A 23,935-nucleotide genomic window follows, 5' to 3' on the forward strand; every position below is an offset into this window, starting at 1 on the left:
TACGCCGACTTCTTCTCTTTTTTCTGCTTCTTGACCGGGGCCCCAATATGATGCTGCTGTAGCACGCCCTGAAGCTGCTCGATGAGCGTGCCGTACACCGCCGCGTTGTCCTGGGGCAGGGTGTAGGCCCGGAAGGCGATGCTCATGCCGCCGGGCACCAGGGCCACGATGCCCAGGCTGGGGGCTGGGTTGAGCAGCACCTGCGGATGGCCCGCGAGCAGCGGCAGGGCCAGGGCACGCAGCTCGGTGAGGTTGGTTTGGCCCTCCACGTCCAGCAGCACCTCGACCAGCACCTGTTTTTCAGCGGTTTTATTGACCAGGATGCTATTCGACAAAGCGCCGTTGGGCAGAATGATGGTGTCGCCCTGGGGCGTGGTCAGGATGGTGTTGAAGATGTGAATGGCCTTCACCACGCCGGTCTGACCCTGCGTCACAACCAGGTCGCCGGGCTCGAAGGGCTTAAACATTAGGATGAGCACTCCGCCGGCGAAGTTGGCCAGCGTGCCCTGCAAGGCCAAACCCACGGCCAGCCCCGCCGCCCCGAGCACGGCCACGAACGAAGTGGTTTGCAGCCCGACCATGCCCGCCACGCTGATAAGCAGCAGCACCTTGAGCACTACGCTCACCATGCTCGTCAGAAAGCCGCGCAGCGACACGTCCAAGCCCGCCATCGCCCGCGACGCCAGGCGGCTCACCTGCCGGATAACCCACCAGCCCACGACCAGCACCAACACGGCCATGGCCACGCGCGGCAGGCAGAGTAAAACCAGGGCTTGCAATTGCTCAGAATAAGTTGAAAGTCGTTCCATTGGCGTAAAAAGAAGTAAAAGCGCGTTTGGCAAAATTGCCGGGGGGAAGGGCCGGGACACCGGACGAAAAGGCTAGCGCAAGCCGAGGATGGTCACGCTGACCGGATAGAATAGTCCGGCGTCGCTGCTATACCAGAGGTCGACGCGGCGAATGCGGCGGCCGTTCAGGCGTTGCAGGCTGAGCGGGGCGCTGTCGCGGCCCGCCAGCAGGCGGTAGCGCAGCGGCAGGCTAACGGCCGGCCCGGCGTCGAAGCTCACCAGCAGGTGGTCCAGGGTCAGGGACCGGTTGTTGACCCGGAGCTTGAGGTAGCGGAAGCTCTGGGCGGCCCCACTCAGCCCTGCGCCGGCATGTCCGGTGGGCTGCCGCATGGCAATCGTGGCAATGGGAATCCAGCTGCTAACGGGCGGGCGGGGCGGTTGCGGGCGCACGGGCTGAATCACGGGCTGCGGCTGCGGGCGCACGGGTTGGATGGGCGGCCGGGGTGGCTGCGGCTGCGAGGGGTAGGGCTGGGGCCGCGTGGGCTGCACCACTACTTGCGCCACGCCGGGCCGGGAAGCCAGGAGCGCGCTCAGCAGCGTGCAAAGGAAGAGAGACCGTTTCATTGGCAAGAACGAATAAGCCAGCGGTGGCCGGCGGTGATTGGTTGAGAAAAATATTACTAATCAACGCCTTTGCAGCAGTCTGGGCCAACTCAGCGCCGTCCCCTTCCTTGCCTCAGCGCACGCCTTCCCAGGCCCGGATTTCCTTGGCGTGCGGATTGGTCTGAAGTTCCGAAGTGGTGTTGAGCAGCATGGTTTGGCGCTCGGCGGGCGTGTAGGGCGCCCAGCCGGGGCTGCCGGTTTTGGCAAACTCCACCCAGGCGTCCTGCATCTTTTCGGCCAGCTCGGCGGGGCCGCCACTGGGGCCCAGCATGCCGCGCGGCCCCGTCACCAGGGCGCGCTGGTTGAACACGAAGGGCAGCCCCAGCCCGTGGTAGGCCCCGTAGGTGCTGGCGGCCACCGAGGAGGGCCAGGCAAACTCGTACATGTAGGTGCGGCCGGGCTGGCGGGCGTGGGCATCGGCCAGCCGCACGGAGGGCACCTGAAACTGGTAGGCCGTGGCCATGGCGGACAGCAGCTCGCCCAGGTTCTTGGTGGGGTAGGCCTGCTTGTACACGGTAACCAGGGACGCCGGCGCGGGGTGGAGCCGCTTCGCGGCCAGGGTCAGGACGAAGTTGGACTTGATTTTTTTCAACAGCCCGGACGGCACCAGAAAATAATTGGCCTCGTCGGAATTGTAGCCCACCAGTACGTCGATGCCGCTGCTGGCGCCCTGCTGCACGCTTGCTAGGGGCATGGCGGGCACGATGTCGCCGTCAATCACCGGAAAATACAGCACGGTGCCCGAGCCGGGGTCGGCGTAGGTGTCGGTATCGAGCTTCACCATTTTGGGCGTGACTTTTTGCTGCGCCTCCAGGAGCTGCTCGGGCGTGAAGCGGCGGTACGCCTCGGGGGTGTTCTTGATGCGCAGCACCTTGGCGTACTTGGCCGCGATGCGGTCGGCCTGCTCGCCGCTGAGCGCCGCCTGGCCCGAGCCACTCATCATGATGGCCCGCCGAAACAGGCCCTTCGCGGCCGGACTGCCCAGCAGCGTGGCCACGCTCATGCCCCCGGCCGACTCGCCGAAGATGGTCACGTTGGCCGGGTCGCCCCCGAAGCGGCCAATGTTGGCCTGCACCCAGCGCAGGGCCGCCAGCTGGTCGCGGATGCCTAGGTTGGACGGCACGCCCTTGATTTTCAGAAAGCCCTCGATGCCCAGCCGGTAGTTGAGCGTGACCAGCACAGCCCCCTTCTGGGCGAAGGCCGTGCCGTCGTAGAGCGGCACGTCGCTGGTCCCCAGTACGAAAGCTCCGCCGTGGATGAACACCAGCACCGGCCGGGCGGGGCCGGTTAAAGCGGGCGTCCAGATGTTGGTGGTCAGGAAATCATCGCCTTTCACCCAGCCCGCTCCGAAAATGGCCTGGTCATCAATCGCCCCGGCCGGCGGGCGGTTAAACGGTGCGGTCGGGCCGCCCGTGGTGGCGTCGCGCACGCCCGACCAGGGCTGGTGCGGGGCCGGGGCGGCAAAGCGCAGCGCCCCCACGGGCGGGGCAGCATAGGGGATGCTTTTGAAGACGAGCACATTCCCCACGCGCTGCCCCCGGACCTGGCCCGCCTCCGTAGTCGCCACCAGACTGCCGTCGTCGGCCTGCGCCATGGCTGAGGGAGTACGGGCCATCAGCAAGCCCAGGAGGAAGAGTAGTGTCGATAATCTTTGCATGGTGCCGGGAAGCTGGATGTTGAATGCTGGATGAGCCCCATCGGGGCAGCTAGTGGCAGGAACTGGGGGCCCGCAGACCAAAACCCGCGTCAGCGGCTGCCGAACAAGACGTCCTTGTTGCGCAGCCACAAGGCCCGGTCCACCAGCTCGGTCGACTTTTTATTGAAGCGCAGGCTGCCCAGGTTGAGGCCGACGCCGACCACCAGCAAGGCAATGCCGCCGAACTGCTCGTTTTTGCGAAGCACCGCGCTTCCCACCAGCGCCGCCACGGCCCCCACGCCCAGCAGGCGGCTTATGGCCCGGTCGTGCCGGCCTTGCTGATACAGGTCGCTCGTCACCCCGGCGGTAAACTCCGTCTTCAGCTTGCGAAACGGCAGCTGCCGGCCGGCCATGATGTACTTATCGCCATAGCCATAAATCGTGCGGGCGTCATAGACCCGCGACAGCGAGTCGCGCAGTAGCCCGCGAGGCGATGACACCTGCGCGGCAGCGGGCGAGGCCCACCCCAGCAACAGAAAAACCAGCGGCACCAGGCCCAATTGGGTGAGTCGTTTACGCATAGGAAGGGGGGGGAGTTGAGGCCGCCAAGAGGAGGCCAGTTGCGGAATGGAGCGCGAGGGAAGGCTTGGCACGCGGGCCGTTTGGCTGGGGAGGTTGGTGGCGCCCGCCCGGCCAGCCGCTTCTGACTGCAATAGTAGCGGAGTCATTTCCTGGCACCAAGCCCGGACCGCCTTAGCCTGTTACACATTGTAAAATGTGACATAACAGCACCCTGTGTAAATAAATACAAGTTTTTAACTAGTTGATTTTCATAATAATATCTCATAGCCTCGCCTTCCGGGGGAGGGCATTTAGAGCGGTAACGAGCAGAAAGCGCTTCTACTTTGATTGAATCCGGATAGAGCCGGCTCTTCAAAACTTTCACTATTACACTCTTGTAGCTATATAATAGTATCAGACCGGGGCATCGTTCGCTCCGCCTTCGCCCACGGCTGGCCCTCCGGCCCGTGCAGCACTTGTATGCTAGCAGTATAGGTAGTCGAACTACTGCCGGTCTTAACGCGCTACCCGCATGATACCTGCTCTACCCTCCATGCCCTACGCCGAGCTGCTCACGGTGTTCATGTTTTTGAGCGCCTTCGTGGGCCTGCTCGTGAGCGTGATTCTGGCGTTCGTCAACACGGTGCAGCGCCACGCCAGCCGCCTGCTGAGCGTGTCGCTGTTCGGCGTGGCCCTGTTTGCGCTCACCAGCGCGCTGCTCATCAACCACGCCATTTTCCTGGTGCCGCACCTGTTCCGGGTAAACATGCCCCTGCATTACCTGGTGGCGCCCTGCGCCTACCTCTACGTGCGCGCGGTGCTCTATCAGGAAGTCCGGTTTCGCCGCTTCGACTGGCTGTTTTTCGTGCCCTTCGGGCTGCATACGCTGGAACTGCTGCCGTTTTTGCTGCACAGCGCCGCCTATAAGTACCACTACCTGCAGCTGCTGCTAGTGGACGTGGCGGGCGTCACCAAGCAGCAGGAAGGCCTGCTGCCGGCCTACTATCATCCGGTGCTCAAGTTCGGACTCGGCACCGCTTACGGACTGATGCAGGGGCGGCTACTGTGGCGGTTCGGCCGGCGGACACCCGCCGCCCACCGCCCCGAAAACGAGTCCCTGCTGCGCTGGCTGCGCGTGTTTACGTTCCTTAATCTGCTCCTCTATCCGCCCGTGCTGCTGGCGATGCTGCTGCCGCTGGACGGCACCTACGTGACCATTTTCGCCGTCGGCGCGCTGGGCAGCTATCTGCTGGTGGCCTCCACGCTGCTGTTCTTTCAGCCCCAAATTCTGTACGGAATGCGCAACCCGGTCACGGCAGCCCCTGCGGCCGTGGAGGTGGCCGACGAAGCGGCAGCTGCGGCCATCGAGCCACCCACCGCCGACAAGAAGGAAGACCTGGCGCGCGCCTACTCGCTGAGCGACGAGCGCAAGCAGGCCTACCGCGCCCGCCTGGAGGCCCACATGCAGGAGCAGCAGCCGTTTTTGTGCAAAGGCTACGGCATCAAGGACCTGGGGGCCGAAACCGGCATCCCGCCGCACCACCTATCGGCCCTCATCAACCAGGAATACGCGATGAACTTCAGCGACTTCCTCAACCGCTACCGGGTCGAGTACGTGAAGGCGCGCCTGGGCCGGCCCGAGTGGCGGCAGCTGACGCTGGAGGGCCTGGCCCTGGAAGCGGGCTTCAGCAACCGCACCACGTTCTTCCGTGCCTTCACGAAGCTCACTGGCTGCACCCCCTCCGAGTACCTGGCCCAGGTCGCCTCTTCTCATTGATTAAGAGCTTTTTGCTAAGTAATAGAACGGGTGGCTTCGGCCTTTGCTGTTACATATTAGAATGTGTAACGCAATTGGGCCAGGCCGGGCTTGCCCGCGTCCGATGAGTGGCCTACGTTTGCGGCCGGCCTTTACCCCAGGGCTGCGGCAAATGGCAACAGCGGACGAAAGCAGGCGCGCCCTTGCGGCATTCAATGAGCTGCCGCCGTCCGCGCAGCTCACCTACGTTTGGGAGCAGGGCTACTACCTGGCGGCCCGGCCGGCGGGCGCGGTGGGCCTGGTGCGCGTGTATCAGGTGGGCGCCTTTTTCGTGGAAATCCACTTCCCTAATCCATCCGATTTTGAAATCCTGCGCGCCTTCCACGACCCCGTCTATTTGCAGCCCTACCTCGACCAGATTGACCTGGCTGGTTTGCTGAGCTAGTCTGAGTGCAGCCGGCAGCCCGGCTGGCAACGGCAGCCCGGAACATCACAGCGACACGCTCCTAAAAGCCGATTTATGAATCCTTACGCGCTTTTAATTGCCCTGAGCCTGCTCGCCACTGCCTGCACCTCGGCCCGGCCGGAGCGGGTATTGCCCCCGGCCGCCAGCCCAACCGAGAGCGGGCCTGCGGGGGCGGTAAAAGCCGAGCCCACCAGCCGTTGGGATGCCCAGCGCCGCCGCGGTGTGGACTTCGTGGCGATGGGCAGCGAGCCGTTCTGGTCGCTGGAGCTGACCAATCAGGGTAAGATGCGCTTTCGCACCGTAGCTGGTGCCGACTCCCTGATTGTGCCCCTGCCGGCCCCCAACCAGGCTGCGGATGCAGCGGTGCTGCGCTACCGGGCCCTGACGGCGGCCGGGGAGCTGACCGTGACCATCGCGCAACGCCCCTGCCCGAACAATATGTCGGGTGAGGTGCTGCCCTACACCGTCACGGTACAGGCCCGGACGGCCGCCCAGCCGGCCACCCGCGAGTTTGCCGGCTGCGGGCGCTACCTCGGCGACTACCGGCTGCACGACATCTGGGCCCTCGAATCCATTGATGGGCAGGCCATGGACGCTGCGCAATTTGCCAAGGACAAGCCGTATCTGGAATTGAACCTAACCCGTGAGGAAGCCCTGGGCTTTGCCGGCTGCAACGGCTTCGGCGGCTCGCTGACGCCGGAGCGGGCCGGCCTGAAGTTTGGCACCCTGCGCGGCACGATGCTGGCCTGCCCGGCCCTGGCCTTCGAGCGCAAATTCCTGGGCGCTCTTTCCGGGAATGCCTTTACCTACCGGCTCGAAAACCGCCGGCTGACGTTAGAAAACCGAGCCAACCGGCTGGTATTTAAGAAAGTGGATTGACGCGCTACCCCATTCAGCATACTCCCATTTCCCCATCCCCATGCTAACCAAACCCCTGCTGCTGGGTGCCGCGCTGTTGGCCGCCGCCTGCCAGCCAACCCGGCCGGCCGCCACTGCGGCGACACCAACAGTGCCTGACAGCCCAGCCGTGGCGCCCGCTGCTACCCCGGCCGAGCCGCCGGGTGGGGGCAGCGAGAAGCTGTTCGCGCACCGCTGGACCCTGACCGAAGCTGCCGGCCAGCCCGTGACGTCCACCGGCGACGCCCGCGAGGCGCACCTGCTCTTCTTCCCGCCCAGCCGCCTGAGCGGTGCCACCGGCTGCAACCGCCTGACCGGCACCTTTGAGCTGACCGGTACCGGTCAGATGAAGTTTTCGCCGCTGGCGACCACCCGCATGATGTGCCCCGAGCCGGCCGCCGCCGCCGAAACCCGCTTCGTGCAGGCCCTGGGCACTGTGAAGACCTACTACGTGACCGATGCGGCCCTGGAGCTGCGCGACGGTACGGCCGTCGTGGCCCGGTTTCGCGCTGCCCCGCCGAACGCTGATAAATAAGCTGCCGAGGCGGCAGCTGTAGGTTTCTCAACACCCATTATTTCTGACATTAAGATGACAACCCATTCCTTAAACCGTTCAGCTGTGGCGGCGGTCCTGCTGGCCCTGATGTTCAGCGGCTGCGATAATCGGTCGGCTCCCACGACTACTGCGCCAGCCGAACCAGGTGCTACCCCGCCAGCCCCGGCCACTCAGGTGCAGGCGCAGCAGATGTGCTACCGGCAGGTAGTGGGGCGTGACACCACAATGGTGCGCCTGCTCATCAGCGGTGCAACCGTGACGGGCGAGTTGGCCGTGCTGCCCGCCGAAAAAGACCGCGCCCGCGGCTCCTTGCAGGGCACGCTGGCCGGCCAGCAAATCGTGGCCGACTGGCAGCGGGTGGGCGAGGGCCAGACGCAGGTGCATGAGGTGACGTTTACGCTGGCTGGCGACTCGCTGCGCTGGCGGGAGGGTGCCCGCACCGAAAAAGGCGGCAAATGGGTTTTGGCGAATCCCGCGCAGGGCTATGAGTACGTGTTGCGCAAAGTCGCCTGCTCGCCGCAGCGTTGACCGCGCAACTGGCGGCAACAGTAGTTCACCGCAGCAACCAAGTCGCTCATCGCCAGCAGGACTGCCGCGCAAGCCAAGACAAGCCATGGCCTGTTTCACTGACCAGGTAGTACTGCTGCCACGCCGCAACCAGTCACATGCTCGGTGCAACCTGAGCGCCCCGCCGCCTTCCCGTAAGCGTGCCGCCGACCTTGAGCGGACTGCTGAGCGTGGCCCCGCCGGTATCCGCCATCGTGAGGTGGCAGTAAGCCCCGCCGATGGCCGGGGAGCTGACTATGCCCAGGTGGGGGTGGACACGATGAGCCGGCCTGTACAATGGTCGCTGACGTGTAGCTTGCCCCGTTGCTTTTGGCAAGTACGCTCTTGCGTCAGAGAGCATCAAAAAGTGTGGGGCAATCCAGTTTCGAGTTAAGTGGCTGTCTGCTCCGTTTCCGCCTAGAAGGACCCCTAGAACGACTGGAATACAGCATTGCCCCACACTTTTTGATGCTCTCCCCACGCTGCCTTCGTACTTGGGGCCCGAAAAGAGGCTCGTGCCCGGCGCTGCATTTACCTCTTGTTCCAAGGTAGAAAGCGAGTGGTAGCGGGAAAAAAAGGGAGCGCTTGGTAGGTGAAACACTGCATTATCCACTTCTGACAGGGGGAGATATCCGTGTCCGTGCCTAAGGTGCCCGATAACGCTTGTCCCTTAAGGAGTAGCTTCTCCAACGGAATGCCAATGGTTGGGGTCGTGCGGTGGTAGCGGGGCTCGTAGAATGACGCCTGGTGGTAAATCTGTTCGACGAGGTGGAAGCGAATTAGCAGCCCTACCTTGATTTCCCACTGCGGATTGCGCCACAAAAACACCAGTTGAAATTTGTTCCATCCATCGGGGGGCCGCTGGGTGAACTCGGCCAACGCACGGTTCAGCACAAAGCCGAAAGGAAGTAGGTCAGCCGCTACAGCGGAGAGCAAGGTGTTGCGTAAATCTCGACTAGTCATCGGAAAAGGGCGGTCCCTTGCAAAATACGGCTGTAGCAAATGTTCTCCGCTCCATTAGTTCACTGAAAGGGTGGTGGCTGTTGCAGAACTCGGTTTGTGAGGTTCACTTTCTGAGTAGCCGCTTCTGGATTGCCCGGGTGGGTGCTTCGGGGCGTCTGTGACGCGGCCAGGAGCGCCTATTGGCCGCTAATAATGGCCCGGGCAAGGCCACGGCCAGGCTCAGCTGCCGTTGCGGGCGGTCCTGAAGCAGCTTGTTGGGGTTGTGGGCGACGGCCGTGAGCAGCATCGTCTTGTGTGCTCCGGCCTGGCCGCGCACGTTCATGCGCCGCAGGCCGTAGTGGTGCAGCAGATTCCCAAACACGGGCTCGACCGTGCGCTGTCGGACCCGACGCAGGCGCTGGCCCCGGCGGCTTTGCTGGCGCTGCCACGCCCGGCGGTACGGGGCAGCGTAGAGGGTGCGGGGGAGTTGGTTGCGCGTGGCTCCGGGCACGCAGGTGGGCTTCAACGGGCACGGCTGGCAGTCCCGGCGGGTGGCCCAATAGATTTTGAGCCAGGTGCCGGCGGCGGCGGCGTACTTGCGAAAGGGCAGGACCTTGCCCGCCGCGCAGGTGTGGGCCTCCGTGGGCGCGTCGTGGGCAAAGCCGGCCATTGCGGCCTTGTACGGGCCAAACACGGGTGTCCAGGCCGTGATGTGCCGGGCTTCGAGCAGGGCGTAATTCGCGCCATTGGCGTAGCCTGCGTCGGCCAGCAGGTGGCGCAAACGCAACGCGTGGACCCGCAGTCGGCGCTGCAGGCCGGTGAGCAGCCGGGGTGGGTGCCGGCGGTCGCGGCGGTCGGCAAAATCGGCCTGCACGTGGCTGATAACGCCGTTTGCGGTGTCCAGGGCCAAGCCGCAGCGGTAATTCAGGGCCCGGGCTTTGCCGGGCTTGAGGGAAATGCGCGCGTCGGGGTCGGTCGGGCTGTAGTGGGTCTTGTTGCTGAGCAGGCGGGCTTTTTCGTGCGGCGAACCGGGGACGCCGGAGTGGGCGGCAAGCCGGGCCTGATGCGCCGCCAGGTTACGCAATTGGTGGGCCGGGGCCGTCACCACGGACACCGCCGGCACGGCAGCCGCCTCATCCGGGGCCAGCAATGGACTTCCGGGACCCGTCGCCCCCTTTTCCAGCACCGTTTCCAACGACGCATTGGCCTTGACGGGGGCCGAATCCACCGCCTGCCGCTCGCCCGCCACCAGGCCCCGGGCCACGCACGGGGCAAAGACGTGGTCGAAGAGGCGCTCAAAGACGGCGGCCGGCAAGAGTTGGCGGGGGCGGCTCACGGGCGAGTGCCAGGGCAGTGCTTCCTCCACCTCGCAGCCCAGGAAAGACAAGATGTCCAGGCGCAGGGCGCAGGGCTCCACGAGGCGGCGGTCGCTGACCAGGTTTTCTAAGCGGCCCACCGGCACGAGCTTGAAAAAGACCACCGGGTCGAGCGAGGGCTGCCCCGTGTGGCTGTACAGGCCCCGGGGCTCCTCGTACAGGAACGTCCAGTCCACCCGTTCGGCCAGCCGGCGGTACAGGTTATGGCGCGGTACCCGCTCACTGAGCCGGAAGCGGACCACTTCTTGGTCGGGAAATGCCTGCTTGCCTTGCCTCTTCCCGCTACGAATCCGGCTTCTGCAACAGCCACGGTGGTTTATACGCGTGCATCTCGAAAGTAACGTTTACAACGTATTTGCATAGCTAATCAAGCGTTTACACCACAAAATAACCTAAAATAGCGGGTAAAAACAGCTGATTTGAGGCCATTATGGAGTTATAACTGGGTGGTGTCACCCGGTTATAGGCCGGTTTTAACCCAATTATAAAAATTAAGCCGGGTGGTGTCACCCGTTATAGCAGGTGGTGTCACCCAAACCCGGGCGCAACATTGGGTGGTGTCACCCGTACCATCCGGGTGCCACCACCTGGCCGTATGGCTCCCCTCCCCTTTCCTTATGCCTTACCTGAAAGATCCCCGCAGCCGTATCACGCTGAATTTTCACGCCGCTGACTACGACGCGTTGACGGCCGACGCCACCCGTGCGGGCCATGCGAGCGCCAGCAAGTACGCCATGGCCCTGGTGCAGGCCCGAGGGGCGGCGGTGCGTCCCATCCTCGACGAAAACGGTCGGCAGCGGGTGAGCCGGCTCCAGGGCAAGATGGACACCGCCCGGGCAGCCTTGACGGCCGCCGAGGCGCGGGCCGCGGGGCTGGCCACCCAGCTGCGGGCCGCGCAGCACGAACTGGCCCAGCGCCCGTCCCGGGCCGACATCGAGTCCTTGATCGTGGAGGCCGTGAGCGTGGCCATGGCCCAACGCGCAGCCGGTGCGTCCCCAGCGAAGCCGGGACGCGCCCCCCGTGGCGGGGGGTCCCGTAGCGAAGGGTAAGCCCCTCCCCTGCGCCGCCGGGGAAGTCCGAGAAGCGGAGTTATGTAAAACAAGACAGGGACTTTTAGAGCGAAACGGCTATCGAAAAATCTCATTGTGGCCACCGAGGCCGCGTCAACAACTCGCCCCTGGTGGTACGAGGCAGACTTTTGACTTATAAAAGCTATTACTTCGCGTTAAAAAACCAACCGTCTATGCGGCGATTGGCTAGAAAACAGCTTTTAGAAGCCTTAAGAGCGCTATTTCTGGTGACGCATGCCTTTATAAGGGTAATGGCGGCTACTTCTATAAAGGTCGGAATGAATGCCCAGAGCGTTTGGGATGAGTTATAAAAACTATTAATAAGCAGTGGAGTTGCTGCTCAATACGATACCTGAAGCAAATCATAAGTTAATCTAGTAGAAAAAGGTAAAAAAATATTTAAAAAATGCAATCGCGTTTGTGCTTGTTTGAACTCCCTTTTTTTGTTGTTTTCGTTCGCCCATCGTCCGAAATACTCATTTTATAAGCTTTTTATACTTTAGCTTCAACAAGCTTGTGAGTATTTTAAGTATTTAAGGTATTTGCAGCGCACGCAACTTTTTATACACTAGTAACTTACGCGGCTTTAGTAATAGGTTTCATAAGTGAAAGAATAGGTTTCATAAGCGGAAGAATAGGTTTCATAAGTGAAAGAATAGGTTTCATAAGCCTAACTAATAGGTTTCATAAGCTAACTAATAGAGCCTAATAACAATCCTATCATAAGCCCATTTGCTGACGAACTAATAGGTTTTATAAGCCGCCGGCGAGCCGTTGCTCTGCCAGCTCGCGACTAGCTTGCTACGAACTAATAGCTTTTATAAGCCTAACTAATAGATTTTATAAGTCATGTCAACGATGCGCACTCCGTAAACTAATAGCTTTTATAAGCCGCTTGAGATACATCAGTTGCGCTTATTGATAGATTCGATATTTAACTCTATTAGTTTGGGATTTAAGCTGTATGTTTGCTTGGTATCACTACGATAGCTAAGTATGGCCGCGCCTGAATCCACCGTTCCGATAGAAATCCGGCAGCACAATGCGCTGACGACGGCCCGTTACGAAATGAGTGCCTGCGAGATGGACATCGTCTTCTCACTGCTTTCCAAGCTCACAAAGCAGGATAAGGCCGGCACTATCTATGAAATCCGGGTGCAGGAACTGATGACAATGACGGGCCGCACTTGGAACTATAAGCAGTTGCTGGAATCCACCGAAAATCTTAACAGCCGGGTTTACCACATCGAGACAGGGAATACACTGCTACAAGTTAGCTTACTGGCATCGGCGCTGTACCGCAAGGGCGAGGGCACCATTGAGTTGGAGATATCCGAGCGCATGCGTCCCTATCTCATTGACCTGAAAAGCAATTTCACGTCCTACCGGCTGCAGGCTGCTTTCAGTCTGAGCAGCAAATATGCCAAGCGCATATACCAGTTGGCCTCGCAGTGGAAGGACATCGGGGAAACTAAGACATATTCACTTGATGAGTTTAAAGGCATGCTCAAGCTCAAAGACCCTACGGGCAAGGAGCCAGAGCAATACGCGCAGGTTTCTTCGCTACAGAAGTACGTACTTGACGTAGCTACCAACCAAATCAACGAGCACACCGACCTACGCGTCAAATATGAGTTGCTCAAAAAAGGTCGCTCCTACCAAAGCATCAAGTTCTACGTCAATACGCAGATTCCCCAGCAACTCCCCATTCCATTCGAGTTGGATGGTAATGACGCCAAGGTGCAGTTGGCCCGCAAGCACTTGGATACGCTCGGCATTGCTGACCCCAAGCTAGTGCAGGACATTTTGCAAACGCCTAAACACGTCGATGCGCTGTTCGCATTTATTTACAAGCTTAAAACGGATAAAATCAAGGCGACTAAGAATCCTGGTGGCCTGTTCCTCAAAATGCAGGGTCTACGCTAGCTGGCAAGGATTTACCAACGCCACCATAAATTCTGGGATTACCTTCCACTATTACCCTTTTACCGTGGCTAGTATTGCTTTAACTCTGGACTAGTAACATCATTGGCAGACTCCTCCCCTGCGAGTTACTGAGCACAGAGTGGTTTGCCCGATTTCGTATGATGCGCTCACTTTAATATATAATATCTGTGATTATTTTCATTTTTCTGTTGCTACCATTGCTAGCAGTGTAATAAGCACTAGCAGCATTAGTGATTATTGCACTGCTAGCAATGGTAGCTTATCCGTTGCAAAAAGTTGCCAAACAAGGTGGAATAGCACTATTATAGCCGATAATAGAAATGCTTGCAATGATATTCCTGCTAGCAAATTTGTGATTTATCGATTTGCTGTTAGTTTGAATAGCTTATATAGCATACCTTGCAACGCAATAAATAAAAGAACTGCTAGCATTGCTAGCGCAGTAAAACACGACAAGTATGCAAGCTTCCGCAACATCACCGCCACGCCCGCTGGTTATCGCTATTGCGAACAATAAGGGAGGAGTTGGGAAAACTGCCTCTGCGGCGGCGATTGCCGGTGAACTAGTCCGTCAAGGGCACGCCGTGCTAGCACTGGACCTTGACCCGCAGGCAGGCAACCTTACTGCTGTTTTGCACCAGCGCGGCTATCGAGGACCTACACTGCTTTCGGTTCTGCTAGGGGAGAGCACCTTGGAGGAAATCATTGTCGAAACTAAACAGGACGGCCTAGACCTACTGCCTGCGTCGATTCAACTATTGAGTCAGGAATCGCGCCTGCAACGGATTCCCGGCTACCACGGCCTGCTGCGCCGACTGCTGCCGCAACTCAGCGGTTACGCCTATGTGGTAATTGACTGTCCTCCTTCGTTAGGTGACCTGACCAGCTTGGCCCTGACTGCTGCCGACGTATATGCGATTCCATGCCAAGCCGAGCAGCTAGCCTTCGACGGCCTGCACGACATGGTACGGGCTGCCGGGGTCGTGCGGGACAACCTGAACGAAAAGCTTGCCTTGGCTGGCATCTTTTTCACGGCCTACCACCCCAACCAACGCGGTGCGCTCAACCACGGCACGGTCGAGGCCACGCGCCGCATTTACGGCGACGATGCCCTATTGCCTCACATTCGCAAGGATATGGCCGTGCCGATGTCACAGGCCATGCAACAGAGCGTGTGCGCCTACGAACCCAATAGCCGCGCTGCGCAGGATTATCAATCTCTCACCAACGCCATTCTACAAGCTCTATGAGAAAGCCCACGCAAAGCATGGCCGATATGCTGATGCAGTCGGTTGTCACTCCATCAGTTGCTGTTACTCCGGCTGCTACTCCAACGCCGGAAGCAGGGGAGAAGCTGGTCCCTTTCGGCCAGCGCATTACCGTTACCCACAAGGAACAGCTTAGTCGGATGGCTTTCTGGAGCCGGCGTAACGAGCGTCATTTACTTGACCGGGCTCTAAGTGAATTCTTTGCCCGCCAAGACCCTGAGGTACTGCGTCCCATTCCCGAGGAATAGGCAGTGGGGGAGGACGGGGAAATAACCGACCGATGCTTCTTGAAGATGGTAAAAGACTAGTTACTGACTCTTGGTGAATGCTATGCTAGTAAAGTGCATATCCCGTAAAAGCAGGCATACAGCTAGATAGTCACAAATGCAATTTTGGAAACTGCTTTGTCATCAAAATCCGTCTTTGGATCTGCGCACTCTGCCTAGATTAAGGGTTTATAACGTTTAATAAACGTGCGTTTGGTAAACGTTTGCATTGGCAGTTTTACTAAACTTCGTTCCCCACTTCCAAAATAGATTTTCGGGCAATTACCTTTGCAATCCGCAATCCATGGATTGCGGATTGATCAATATTATGCGAAAATTTAACGGGTTGCGTCCACAAGACATTGTGCTACTACTAAAGTTGGCCGTTAATGGGTCGCGCCTGCAGTGGCAGGGCAAAGAGTTAGCACAGGCCTTGGATCTGAGCACGTCGGAGGTTTCTGATTCATTGGCCCGTTGCCGGCACAGCCGCTTATTGTCTGCCGATCCGCAGCGCTTCGCCGTGCAGGGCCCCGCATTACGCGATTTGCTGCTACACGGACTGCCTTACATATTCGCTGTTCGTCCCGGACCGTTTTCCCGCGGCGTGGCCACGGGGGCCAGTGCGTTGCCGCTCAGCCAGACCTTCGGCACTGAGCCCGCTTATGTGTGGCCCGACGCAGAGGGCGACACCTGGGGCACCGCTATTGACCCATTATACGCCGGAGTGCCGGACGCTGCCCGCCGAGACGACCGGCTACATGAGGTATTGGCGTTGGTGGACGCGTTGCGCCTGGGCCGCCCACGGGAACGCGCGGTGGCGAGCAAACTGCTCAACGACTATTTGCCCATTTACCCCGTGCATGACGCCGAATAGCTCCCGCAACCTCCCGCGTTTGATGGCGGTAGCACACGCCCTCGGCCCGTTGCGGGATCGGGTCGTCTTCGTGGGCGGCGCAACGGTGAACTTATACAGCGCGGCTGCGAACGCCACGCCCGAACCGCGCACAACGGAAGATGTGGACTGTATCGTGGAAGTCACGCCACGGAGCGCGTTTCACCGAATGGAAGAAGAACTGCGCGGCTTGGGCTTTGTCAACGATACGGAGGCCGCCTTTATTGGTCGCTGGAAACTACCTACGGGCTTAATCGTCGACATCATTCCCACCGAGCCGGACATTGTGGGAATCAGTAATCCGTGGTACCCTGATGGCTTTGCCCTGGCAATCCCCTACGTGCTGCCGGACGACACCAGCATCCGCATTTTAAGCCCCCCTTACTTTTTGGCTACGAAGCTCGTGGCCCTTCGCAACCGGGGCTGGCAGGATTTATTGACCAGCCAGGACTTGGAAGACATTGTGCACGTGGTGGACAACCGCCCGCTTCTGCCCACTGAAGTAGCCGCGGCAGACCCGGCACTGCGCGGGTACGTCAGCCAGGAGTTAACCGCGTTGCTGGCTCGTCCTGAATTGCTGGAAGTAATCGAAGGAGTGCTAGCACCAGGTTCGGGCTATGAACGAAAGTATGAAGTGGAACGTCGCTTGCGCCAGTTATTGAATAGTTAATAAGGCTGACATCCGTAGGTGCGATGGGCCCCATTGAAGTACGCGATATCGCCATATCACCGGAGGGTCCATAAGGAGTGAAGGAAGCGTGATAGCGAACGTGCTTTTTCCCTGCATTCGAGACGTTGTTTGAGGTGGTCTAGGTAAAACGGACAGCGAGAAGTCTTAACTTCCGCTGCTCATGACTGAAAAATCAAATTCCGGAGGAGGTCCCTCCACTCGCAAGAAATACACGCCGGCTTTTAAAGCCGAGTGCGTGCGCCAAGTAGCGGCCGGTGCCCGGCAAAGCGACGTAGCCCGTGCCCAGGGCATTTCGCCGGCCTTGCTAGGGCGTTGGCAACGCCAGGCCCTGGAAGCCGCCGTGCCCAGCAGCGCGGAGCGCGACGAAATCAAGCAGCTGCGGGCCGCGCTCAAGCGCGTGGAAATGGAGCGCGATATTTTAAAAAAAGTCGTGACCATCTTCTCCCAGCCCCCTCAGTCATGAGCCGCTACCAGTTCATCCAGGACTGCACGGAGCCGTGGCCCGTGCAGGTACTTTGTCGCTTGTTGGCCGTGAGTACGGCCGGCTATTACCAGTGGCGGCAGCGGCCCGCCGCGGTTCCGGCACCTTGGCTCTCGGCTGCCCAGCAGGCGTTTACGCGTCATGCCGCCCGCTACGGCACGCGCCGCCTGCGGGCCGAATTACGGGCCGAGGGGCACGTCGTGGGCCGTTACGCCCTGCGCTCATGGCTGCACCGAGCGGGCTTACGCGCCCTGAGCACCCGGCCGCAGCGCCCACGCACCACGGTGGCTGACCCAGCCGCCGTGGTGGCGGAGAACCGGCTGCTGGGCCAGCCGGCCCCCACCGCCCCGAACCAGGTGTGGGTCGGGGATATCACGTACTTGCCCCTGGTGGGCGGGCGCTGGTGCTACCTGGCCACGTGGCGCGACGCTTGCTCCCGGCGGGTCGTGGGCTGGCACTTGGCCGCCCAAATGCCGACCGAACTGGTGCTACACGCGCTGGAACAAGCCCTGACGCTACGCCAGCCCGCGCCGGGGCTCATCATCCATGCCGACCGCGGCAGCCAGTACACCAGTGCGGCCTGTCGCGCTCGCATCGACCGGGCCAAGGCCGTGCCCAGCTTCAGCCGGCCGGGCAACCCGTACGACAATGCGCAAGCCGAAGCCGGCTGGAGCACGCTCAAAACCGAACTGCTGCCCCCCGGTACTGCCTTTGCCTCCCTCGAAGAAGCCCGCCTGGAAGTGGCTTACTACCTCGACACCTATTTCAATCTGGACCGGCGCCACTCCGCCCTCGGCTACCGCTCGCCCCATCAATTTGAACAGGACCTCAAATCCACCCTACCTTAGCTCACTGTCCGTTTACACTGGACCACCCCAGTTCCTGCACCAAGGAGACATAAGGCCTGATAAGATTAAGTTATCGGGCCTTATCTTGCTGGCAGAAAGCGTGTGTGTTTTGATGCATCTACCCCCTTTAGCGAGTCCCTGTGCAGAACGCCCTGGCCATTCCCCAATCTCCCGTGTCCCAAGTGCCGGCACACCTGATTGAATCCAGCACGCGCTACGTCGAGTCCGGCCTGCGCGGGGCCGCCAACACCATCCGCGCCTACGCCGGCGACTGGCAACGCTTCACCGCTTGGTGCGCGCTGCACCAGCTGGTCTCGCTGCCGGCGCCGGTCGAGGCCCTGGCGGGGTTCCTCACCGAGCTGGCCGATGCCGGCAAGAAGGTGGCCACCATCCAGCGCCACGCCGCGGCCATCGCCAAGGCCCACGAGCTGGCCGGCCTGGACTCGCCCACGGCCGATAAGAAAGTGAAGGTGCTGCTCAAGGGCATCGCCCGCGAGAAGAAAACCCGCATCAAGCAGGCCGCGGCCTTTACGCTGGCCAGCTTTAAGCGCACCATCCGCGCCATCGACGTGACGACGCCCACCGGGCTGCGCAACCGGGCACTGCTGCTGCTGGGCTTCACCGGGGCCTTTCGCCGCTCCGAGCTCGAAGCCCTCAACATCGAGGACCTGGTCTTCGACGAAGAAGGGCTCGTGGTGTCGTTGGACAAGAGCAAAACCAACCAGCTGGGCCAGGCCGAAGAAAAGGCCATCTTCTATTCGCCCGACCCGGCCCTGTGCCCCATCCGCTCGCTGCAGGCCTGGCTGCGGGTGCTCGACCGGGAAACGGGGTGCGTGTTCGTCTCCCTGCGCAAAAACCAGCACCTGACCACGCGCCGGATGACCACCAAGTACATCAACCTGATTGCCCAGCAGTATTTGGGGCCGCAATACACGGCACATTCACTGCGGGCCTCCTTTGTCACCGTCTCCAAGCTCAACGGGGCCGACGATTCCAAGGTCATGAACCAAACCAAGCACAAGACCTCGGCGATGATCCGCCGCTACACCCGCCTCGACAACGTCCGCCAGCACAACTCGGCCAAGGAACTGGGCTTGTGATTTGACCAAATTGATTACATTATTTGCTTAACTATGATATCAATCAAAACTAAATCATGCTTTTTTAATAAAATATCTAACCTCTCTTTAAAGCGTCGAACTAAGTCGTTAAATGGCAAACGGATAACAAACCTCGTGCTTTGATTACTTTCCAAGTTAAGAAATTCCACACTGTATCCAGTACTGATTAGTTCTGAATTGAATTTGTCCACAGTTGTCTTGCTAGAAGCAAAATCAATGTCGAATTGAATTTCGTAGTGATGCACTTCAGTACTAGCAGCATCTACTGTTTGATATCTGCTAACTTCTTTAACTTCAGTTACCGCCTTTACATTTATTTGCTTATTATTATTTTCATATGCCAACTCCAAAAATCTAAAAGCTGGGTAGATGTGAAAATCCTTGCCAGTAAGTGCATTGAATTCCTTCTTTAAACTGGGTAAGGGCCCTAAATTCTTCCCTGAATGAAGCAATGACCAATCGCCTTTCTTTTCATCATCTGTTACAAACACAATATCAATCTTATCATCTAAAGACTTGTTAATTATCTGATTCCAGATCACCAAGTCTCCATATCTATCTGGTTCTGGTTTGTTATCACCAAAGCCTGGGGGAATCTTATTCTCGTACCTTATTTTCCCCTCTTTGTATATTTCTACTAATTTTTCATTCGGAAATGGCTTACCTACCTTATTATCAAATAAGTCGATAATAAACTTGCTGAATTCATCATTTAGAATAAGTCCATCAAGTTGGCTTTGCTGAGCCATAAACTCAGTATTAAGCCCTAAAAGAAAATCTTCAAACTTATCGAGTAATTCTTGGCTGATGAATGGGTGCCCTTTTCGGCTTGAGAAAGTTTCCTTGATTGCATTAAGATTTTTTAATGGCTCGTTGTAGTTATTCTTCTGGCTGTTTATAACAGTAAGCCTATTGCGGAAATATTCAACAACGACTTGATTAGGCAACCAAACGCGTTCAGAATACAAACTCAAAGCTTCTCTTAATTCAAGAGATGTTGATTGAGAGTATCTGTAAAAGTTTAATAAAGTGTTAGCATCAAAAACAAATACACATCGCTCCCACAAATTCTGGAAGTAGGTTTCATCGTGATGGAGGTGCTCAGTGAACAGCGATTTCATCTAGTAGAAGTGCTTAAGCAAAAGAGAAGTTTTCTGCGTCATACTTAAATTGCTTGACATCCCTCGCCGTTTTCATGTCTTTTATGGTTTTAGTTACTTTGCTGCGTATAGCAGACTTATTATCTTTTATGTCGTCAACTGATACGTTTAGAAGTATTACCCATAAAGCGTAAAAGCTCTGATAGCGTCTTACTTTGCCTTTTGCGACATTCATTAATTCGTTTAAGGCATCAACCCTAACTTCGTCAGTTGCATCTGCATCGTCTGTAATCAGAGTCCTTACCTTTTCTATGAAATGATCATGCAATAATTTGCAGCTATTTATAAAGTCTTGCTTTTCAAGTGGATTTTCAAGAGTTTTGGTGATTTCCTCTTTAGACTTTATACGTATGTTAACCTTTGAGCCACTTCTATAAATATAGAGCGCATTAGGAATTTCGCGATTAGCGCTTTCGCTTCTGGACAGGTATTCAAAATAGGCGAGAAACGAAATCAACGTCTCTGTTTCCATTCTCTTGTTGTCTTTTCTCAAATAAAACCACCCTTTTGTCTGGCTGTAAATGTCTTTGATTTGTTGAATAATACCCCTATCGATATAGGAATTCCACATTTCAAAGGTATTAGCCAGTATTGGGAAAGGCTTATAATTCAATCTGATAAATAAATCTATTGGATCAAAATGCTTGTTGCTCTCAGCATTTATTTCAATAATCCACAAATCGAAATCTAGGATTCGATTTTGATATGAGGTTGAAATCTGATCAAATCTTTTCCCATTTATCTCTGTTAATATCGCGAGTTTTTTTAAGGAAAACTTATCCTTCTTGGATTTAGCAGTCCTTTTATTCTCATCAATAAAGGTTTTGCCTAAAAACCCTAATATTGACAACAAACGTTGCTGACCGTCAAGAACCTCTGAAACACCATCGTCCCGTTTAAAAATAAAGATAGGAGGCAGCTTAATGCCTAATAAGATGCTCTCAATAATCGCTGATGATTTGATACTGTCTATGACCTCATTTCTTTGATACGTAGGACGAATCAAAAACCTGTCCTTAGACATTTGGTTGCATATATCGTCAATAGTGAAAGAAGATGCATCTGGCTTATTTAAGCGAAGTGATTTAAACTTCGAAAGAGAGGATGCATCAGTTGTAACATGAGACAACGCTTTATTCTTCTCTCTAAATGAGTCACTATTCGTCAAATAGATATCAAAGTCTATATTGAATAAGTGTGCAAAAAGCTCACTCATTTTAGTATACCTTTCAATTATCTGTTTGTAAAAATTACTGTCAACAGGACTATAACTCTCTATGTTAACAGTACAATGCTCCCTTATCAATTCAAGGACATTTGGCTTGATGAGAACCTCATTAGCATCATACCCTTCTTTTATAGCTATTTGTATAGCCCAAAATAAACATTCAACCATCAACCTATTAACTGGCACTTTTGCCTCCAACAGGTATTCTTTGATAACCCTAGTCAAATAAACTTTATTAGACAACTCTAGATAAAAACCTTCAATATCTTCTGTAGAGTCAGATATATGGTTGAAAAAACGTTCAATTATCTCGGCTTTTGAGTTAGAGTAATAATTAATGGGAATATATGGAATAACAAGGTGCTGCCTCAGTCGTTTCAGGAATTTTTCAATATCATAGGGGGCATCAAAGAAGAAAATATCAGCAAATGCCTTTCTAAAATTATCATTAGAAAAGAATTTCTTCTTTATAAACGCATTAACGCCATTTTCTTCATACTTGGCTTTGTCGATTTCAACTGATTTTAACGGGGTGATCCCTGAATTATATCGCTTAAAAATCTCCCTTTTAACTAAGTCCTCTTTTTCTAGAGTAACAGCGGAAGGGTTTATGAAGCTAAATTCAATCAATCTGATCCTGGTTTCCCAGAATATGTTCCTTATGGCCTCTTCTAAGTCGTCAAAATCCTTATTTTTAAGATCCTTAAGTTTTAATAGGCCTTTAGCTTTTAGCTTGAATTTCTTCTTTATAAATCTTTGTATTGTTTCATATCTCTGCCTGCCGTCAATGACTTCAATCTGTTCGCCTGACAAAAAGAAAATAATTGGTGGTATCTCTGTCCCAAGCAGAATGCTTTCAATAAAATAGGTTGCCTTATCATCATCCCAAACATAATTCCTTTGATAGGAAGGCTGGTAATTGGTACGGCTAGTCCTACGTTCATTAACGAACAGGGTCTCTACAGAAACAACCTTGCTTTCAATCTTTAGCTGGTATTTGAATATATCCTGAAACACAGCTTGTTCCGTCTCTTTTAAAGCTTCGTTACTGTTCATTACAACCTAAGTTAATGTGATTCAGCTTTTATCTTGGGTCGTAAAGCTAGTGTTCACCGGATGAATTTGCATAGAGATGTAAATCACATAAGTGACATTCATGTAGATTTTCACTTTCAGCAATAGCCAGCCGCTATCACTTTCCATCTTAAGTGCCTGACAAATTGAGCATTAAGCACATTGTACTCAAGCATAATAGTGCCAACAAGACTGATTATCGGTGCTCAAGGTGAGCCAACCCCTCCACAAGTTTTGCCGGGTGTCGGCCGCGACCAATGAGTGGGTGCCATGCCCTACTTTCGCATGATCGTACCCATTCTTGCCTTTATGTCCCCGGCCGCCCACGAAAGCCAACACGTTGAATGGAAAGAATCTTGGCGCGATGAGTACCTCAAATGGCTCTGTGGCTTTGCCAATGCCCACGGCGGGACGCTGACCATCGGCAAGAACGACCGGGGCGAAGTGGTCGGCATTGACAACCGGCGCCAGCTGCTGGAAGAGATTCCCAATAAAGTGCGGGACCTACTCGGCATCTTGGTGGACGTCCACAGCCGTAGCGAGGGCGCGCGCGAGTACCTTGACATCGTGGTCGACGCCTATCCCTATCCCATCAGCTACAAAGGCCAGTACCACTACCGCAGCGGGAGTACCAAGCAGGAACTCAAGGGAGCTACGCTGGACCAGTTTCTGCTGCGCAAACAGGGCAAGCACTGGGATGGTGTCCCCGTACCAGGCGTCGCCGCGGCTGCCTTGGAATCTGCGGCCTTTGCGCTGTTCCGGCAACGCGCTGCGCGCAGTGGCCGCGTTGATGCTGACGTATTGCACGACAGCAACGAGGCGCTGCTCGACAACCTGCATTTGACCGATGGGGAATATTTGAAACGAGCAGCAGTCTTACTGTTTCATCCCACGCCGGAAAAATTTGTCACCGGAGCCTACGTCAAGATTGGCTACTTCGCTTCCGACGAGGACTTGCGCTACCAAGACGAGGTGCACGGCCCCCTAATGCTACAAGTAGACCGGACGTTGGAACTACTACAAACCAAATACCTCACTGCACAGATACGCTACGAAGGCGCCGCTCGCGTGGAGGAACGGCCCTTCCCCGAAGCGGCCCTTCGCGAGGCGTTGCTCAACACGTTGGCCCATAAAGACTACAGCGGTGGCACTCCAGTGCAAATCAGCGTGTACGAAAACCGCCTACTCTTCTGGAACGAAGGCCATCTGCCAGAGCACTGGACGGTGGAACATCTGCAGCGTAAGCACCCGTCCAGGCCCTTCAACCCTGACCTGGCCAACACGCTGTTCCGGGCCGGTTACATCGAATCGTGGGGCCGGGGCACGCTGAAAATGATGGCCGAGTGCCGTGCGCACCACCTGCCGGCCCCGCGCTATTCATTCGATGCGGCCGGCTTCGCCGTGGAATTCTGCTATTACACCGCCGCGTACCTGCAAAGCCAGGGGTTGCGGGCCGAATTCATTCCTTTGGTGTTGCATGCGCAGGACCGGGGTGCCCTAACGAATACGACGGTTCAACAATTGGCCAAGGTCAGCAAGCCCACTGCCAGCCGCTACCTGGCCGAGTTGGAGAAAGCCGGTTACCTCCAGAAATCAGGCACCACGGGGGTGGGCACGGAGTACACACTAAAGGGCTCATGAAGGGCTCAGTCCAAGCGGATAGGTTTCCTGGCAGTAATCTGCAATAGCTGCTGACAGGCTG

Annotated in this window: 23 protein-coding genes; 15 read left to right on the top strand and 8 right to left on the bottom strand. The window is 56.6% G+C overall.

Annotated features, from left to right (window positions below):
- From J4G38_RS25105 to J4G38_RS25120, 4 genes are all read right to left on the bottom strand, one after another.
- Positions 1-809: mechanosensitive ion channel family protein (locus J4G38_RS25105; RefSeq protein ID WP_210521703.1), on the bottom strand; the 809-nt coding region annotated here is incomplete at its 3' end.
- A 72-nt stretch (positions 810-881) separates the two neighbouring features.
- Positions 882-1,412, bottom strand: coding sequence for a hypothetical protein (locus tag J4G38_RS25110; protein ID WP_210521702.1), 531 nt, complete (start codon positions 1,410-1,412; stop codon positions 882-884).
- 112 nt (positions 1,413-1,524) lie between these two features.
- A complete protein-coding gene (locus J4G38_RS25115) occupies positions 1,525-3,066 on the bottom strand; it encodes a carboxylesterase/lipase family protein (RefSeq protein ID WP_210521701.1) in 1,542 nt (513 codons plus the stop codon).
- 131 nt (positions 3,067-3,197) lie between these two features.
- On the bottom strand, positions 3,198-3,668 hold the full coding sequence (locus J4G38_RS25120) for a hypothetical protein (protein ID WP_210521700.1): 471 nt from the start codon (positions 3,666-3,668) through the stop codon (positions 3,198-3,200).
- A gap of 512 nt (positions 3,669-4,180) precedes the next feature.
- Between J4G38_RS25120 and J4G38_RS25125 the strand changes: the two genes are divergently transcribed.
- The 5 genes from J4G38_RS25125 (at position 4,181) to J4G38_RS25145 (ending at position 7,851) form a co-directional block, all read left to right on the top strand.
- Positions 4,181-5,425, top strand: coding sequence for an AraC family transcriptional regulator (locus J4G38_RS25125; protein WP_210521699.1), 1,245 nt, complete (start codon positions 4,181-4,183; stop codon positions 5,423-5,425).
- Positions 5,426-5,576: 151 nt separating this feature from the next.
- Positions 5,577-5,849 (top strand): hypothetical protein, encoded by a 273-nt coding sequence (locus tag J4G38_RS25130; protein ID WP_210521698.1) that lies wholly within the window; start codon positions 5,577-5,579, stop codon positions 5,847-5,849.
- 75 nt (positions 5,850-5,924) lie between these two features.
- Positions 5,925-6,749: an META domain-containing protein gene (locus J4G38_RS25135; protein ID WP_210521697.1), complete on the top strand. Its 825-nt coding sequence runs from the start codon at positions 5,925-5,927 to the stop codon at positions 6,747-6,749.
- Between the two features lie 40 nt (positions 6,750-6,789).
- Positions 6,790-7,302 carry an META domain-containing protein gene (locus J4G38_RS25140; RefSeq protein ID WP_210521696.1) on the top strand — a complete coding sequence of 171 codons (513 nt, stop codon included), beginning with the start codon at positions 6,790-6,792 and terminating at the stop codon, positions 7,300-7,302.
- An 84-nt stretch (positions 7,303-7,386) separates the two neighbouring features.
- The gene (locus J4G38_RS25145) at positions 7,387-7,851 is read left to right on the top strand and encodes a hypothetical protein (protein WP_226163844.1); all 465 of its coding nucleotides are present in this window, start codon (positions 7,387-7,389) and stop codon (positions 7,849-7,851) included.
- Positions 7,852-8,400: 549 nt separating this feature from the next.
- On the opposite strand, the gene J4G38_RS25150 is transcribed toward J4G38_RS25145, so the two are convergent.
- Together J4G38_RS25150 and J4G38_RS25155 are read right to left on the bottom strand one after the other, a co-directional pair.
- The gene (locus tag J4G38_RS25150; RefSeq protein ID WP_210521694.1) at positions 8,401-8,832 is read right to left on the bottom strand and encodes a hypothetical protein; all 432 of its coding nucleotides are present in this window, start codon (positions 8,830-8,832) and stop codon (positions 8,401-8,403) included.
- Between the two features lie 103 nt (positions 8,833-8,935).
- Positions 8,936-10,429, bottom strand: coding sequence for a transposase (locus J4G38_RS25155; RefSeq protein ID WP_210521693.1), 1,494 nt, complete (start codon positions 10,427-10,429; stop codon positions 8,936-8,938).
- Positions 10,430-10,804: 375 nt separating this feature from the next.
- On the opposite strand from J4G38_RS25155, the gene J4G38_RS25160 reads away from it, so the two are divergent.
- The 9 genes from J4G38_RS25160 (at position 10,805) to J4G38_RS25200 (ending at position 18,750) form a co-directional block, all read left to right on the top strand.
- Positions 10,805-11,236 carry a hypothetical protein gene (locus J4G38_RS25160; RefSeq protein WP_210521692.1) on the top strand — a complete coding sequence of 144 codons (432 nt, stop codon included), beginning with the start codon at positions 10,805-10,807 and terminating at the stop codon, positions 11,234-11,236.
- Between the two features lie 1,017 nt (positions 11,237-12,253).
- Positions 12,254-13,183 carry a replication initiation protein gene (locus tag J4G38_RS25165; protein ID WP_210521691.1) on the top strand — a complete coding sequence of 310 codons (930 nt, stop codon included), beginning with the start codon at positions 12,254-12,256 and terminating at the stop codon, positions 13,181-13,183.
- A gap of 479 nt (positions 13,184-13,662) precedes the next feature.
- Positions 13,663-14,454 carry a ParA family protein gene (locus tag J4G38_RS25170; protein ID WP_210521690.1) on the top strand — a complete coding sequence of 264 codons (792 nt, stop codon included), beginning with the start codon at positions 13,663-13,665 and terminating at the stop codon, positions 14,452-14,454.
- A complete protein-coding gene (locus J4G38_RS25175; protein WP_210521689.1) occupies positions 14,451-14,720 on the top strand; it encodes a hypothetical protein in 270 nt (89 codons plus the stop codon). The genes J4G38_RS25170 and J4G38_RS25175 overlap by 4 nt, the downstream gene beginning before the upstream one ends.
- Positions 14,721-15,231: 511 nt before the next feature.
- On the top strand, positions 15,232-15,612 hold the full coding sequence (locus J4G38_RS25180) for a hypothetical protein (protein WP_210521688.1): 381 nt from the start codon (positions 15,232-15,234) through the stop codon (positions 15,610-15,612).
- A 22-nt stretch (positions 15,613-15,634) separates the two neighbouring features.
- Positions 15,635-16,300, top strand: coding sequence for a nucleotidyl transferase AbiEii/AbiGii toxin family protein (locus J4G38_RS25185; protein ID WP_226163850.1), 666 nt, complete (start codon positions 15,635-15,637; stop codon positions 16,298-16,300).
- A gap of 181 nt (positions 16,301-16,481) precedes the next feature.
- Positions 16,482-16,784: a transposase gene (locus tag J4G38_RS25190; protein WP_210521686.1), complete on the top strand. Its 303-nt coding sequence runs from the start codon at positions 16,482-16,484 to the stop codon at positions 16,782-16,784.
- Positions 16,781-17,650 carry an IS3 family transposase gene (locus tag J4G38_RS25195; RefSeq protein WP_210521706.1) on the top strand — a complete coding sequence of 290 codons (870 nt, stop codon included), beginning with the start codon at positions 16,781-16,783 and terminating at the stop codon, positions 17,648-17,650. The genes J4G38_RS25190 and J4G38_RS25195 overlap by 4 nt, the downstream gene beginning before the upstream one ends.
- Positions 17,651-17,823: 173 nt before the next feature.
- Positions 17,824-18,750, top strand: a complete 927-nt coding sequence (locus J4G38_RS25200; RefSeq protein WP_226163846.1) for a tyrosine-type recombinase/integrase — start codon at positions 17,824-17,826, stop codon at positions 18,748-18,750.
- Positions 18,751-18,764: 14 nt separating this feature from the next.
- Here the strand turns inward: J4G38_RS25200 and J4G38_RS25205 are convergent, their stop codons facing one another.
- Positions 18,765-19,892, bottom strand: coding sequence for a PIN-like domain-containing protein (locus tag J4G38_RS25205; RefSeq protein ID WP_210521685.1), 1,128 nt, complete (start codon positions 19,890-19,892; stop codon positions 18,765-18,767).
- Positions 19,893-19,905: 13 nt separating this feature from the next.
- The gene (locus tag J4G38_RS25210) at positions 19,906-22,215 is read right to left on the bottom strand and encodes a DUF262 domain-containing protein (RefSeq protein WP_210521684.1); all 2,310 of its coding nucleotides are present in this window, start codon (positions 22,213-22,215) and stop codon (positions 19,906-19,908) included.
- A gap of 327 nt (positions 22,216-22,542) precedes the next feature.
- On the opposite strand from J4G38_RS25210, the gene J4G38_RS25215 reads away from it, so the two are divergent.
- Positions 22,543-23,874, top strand: a complete 1,332-nt coding sequence (locus tag J4G38_RS25215; protein WP_210521683.1) for an ATP-binding protein — start codon at positions 22,543-22,545, stop codon at positions 23,872-23,874.
- The last annotated feature ends 61 nt before the right edge of the window (positions 23,875-23,935 follow it).

Origin of the sequence: Hymenobacter terricola (assembly GCF_017921975.2) — a bacterium.
Lineage (GTDB): Bacteria > Bacteroidota > Bacteroidia > Cytophagales > Hymenobacteraceae > Hymenobacter > Hymenobacter terricola.

What these genes read in the sequence shown, in the direction of transcription:
- J4G38_RS25110 (WP_210521702.1), bottom strand. Translation starts at nt 1,412, where the DNA reads ATGAAACGGTCTCTCTTCCTTTGCACGCTGCTGAGCGCGCTCCTGGCT.
- J4G38_RS25115 (WP_210521701.1), bottom strand. Translation starts at nt 3,066, where the DNA reads ATGGCCCGTACTCCCTCAGCCATGGCGCAGGCCGACGACGGCAGTCTG.
- J4G38_RS25120 (WP_210521700.1), bottom strand. Translation starts at nt 3,668, where the DNA reads ATGCGTAAACGACTCACCCAATTGGGCCTGGTGCCGCTGGTTTTTCTG.
- J4G38_RS25125 (WP_210521699.1), top strand. Translation starts at nt 4,181, where the DNA reads ATGATACCTGCTCTACCCTCCATGCCCTACGCCGAGCTGCTCACGGTG.
- J4G38_RS25130 (WP_210521698.1), top strand. Translation starts at nt 5,577, where the DNA reads ATGGCAACAGCGGACGAAAGCAGGCGCGCCCTTGCGGCATTCAATGAG.
- J4G38_RS25135 (WP_210521697.1), top strand. Translation starts at nt 5,925, where the DNA reads ATGAATCCTTACGCGCTTTTAATTGCCCTGAGCCTGCTCGCCACTGCC.
- J4G38_RS25140 (WP_210521696.1), top strand. Translation starts at nt 6,790, where the DNA reads ATGCTAACCAAACCCCTGCTGCTGGGTGCCGCGCTGTTGGCCGCCGCC.
- J4G38_RS25150 (WP_210521694.1), bottom strand. Translation starts at nt 8,832, where the DNA reads ATGACTAGTCGAGATTTACGCAACACCTTGCTCTCCGCTGTAGCGGCT.
- J4G38_RS25160 (WP_210521692.1), top strand. Translation starts at nt 10,805, where the DNA reads ATGCCTTACCTGAAAGATCCCCGCAGCCGTATCACGCTGAATTTTCAC.
- J4G38_RS25165 (WP_210521691.1), top strand. Translation starts at nt 12,254, where the DNA reads ATGGCCGCGCCTGAATCCACCGTTCCGATAGAAATCCGGCAGCACAAT.
- J4G38_RS25170 (WP_210521690.1), top strand. Translation starts at nt 13,663, where the DNA reads ATGCAAGCTTCCGCAACATCACCGCCACGCCCGCTGGTTATCGCTATT.
- J4G38_RS25175 (WP_210521689.1), top strand. Translation starts at nt 14,451, where the DNA reads ATGAGAAAGCCCACGCAAAGCATGGCCGATATGCTGATGCAGTCGGTT.
- J4G38_RS25185 (WP_226163850.1), top strand. Translation starts at nt 15,635, where the DNA reads ATGGCGGTAGCACACGCCCTCGGCCCGTTGCGGGATCGGGTCGTCTTC.
- J4G38_RS25190 (WP_210521686.1), top strand. Translation starts at nt 16,482, where the DNA reads ATGACTGAAAAATCAAATTCCGGAGGAGGTCCCTCCACTCGCAAGAAA.
- J4G38_RS25195 (WP_210521706.1), top strand. Translation starts at nt 16,781, where the DNA reads ATGAGCCGCTACCAGTTCATCCAGGACTGCACGGAGCCGTGGCCCGTG.
- J4G38_RS25205 (WP_210521685.1), bottom strand. Translation starts at nt 19,892, where the DNA reads ATGAAATCGCTGTTCACTGAGCACCTCCATCACGATGAAACCTACTTC.
- J4G38_RS25210 (WP_210521684.1), bottom strand. Translation starts at nt 22,215, where the DNA reads ATGAACAGTAACGAAGCTTTAAAAGAGACGGAACAAGCTGTGTTTCAG.
- J4G38_RS25215 (WP_210521683.1), top strand. Translation starts at nt 22,543, where the DNA reads ATGTCCCCGGCCGCCCACGAAAGCCAACACGTTGAATGGAAAGAATCT.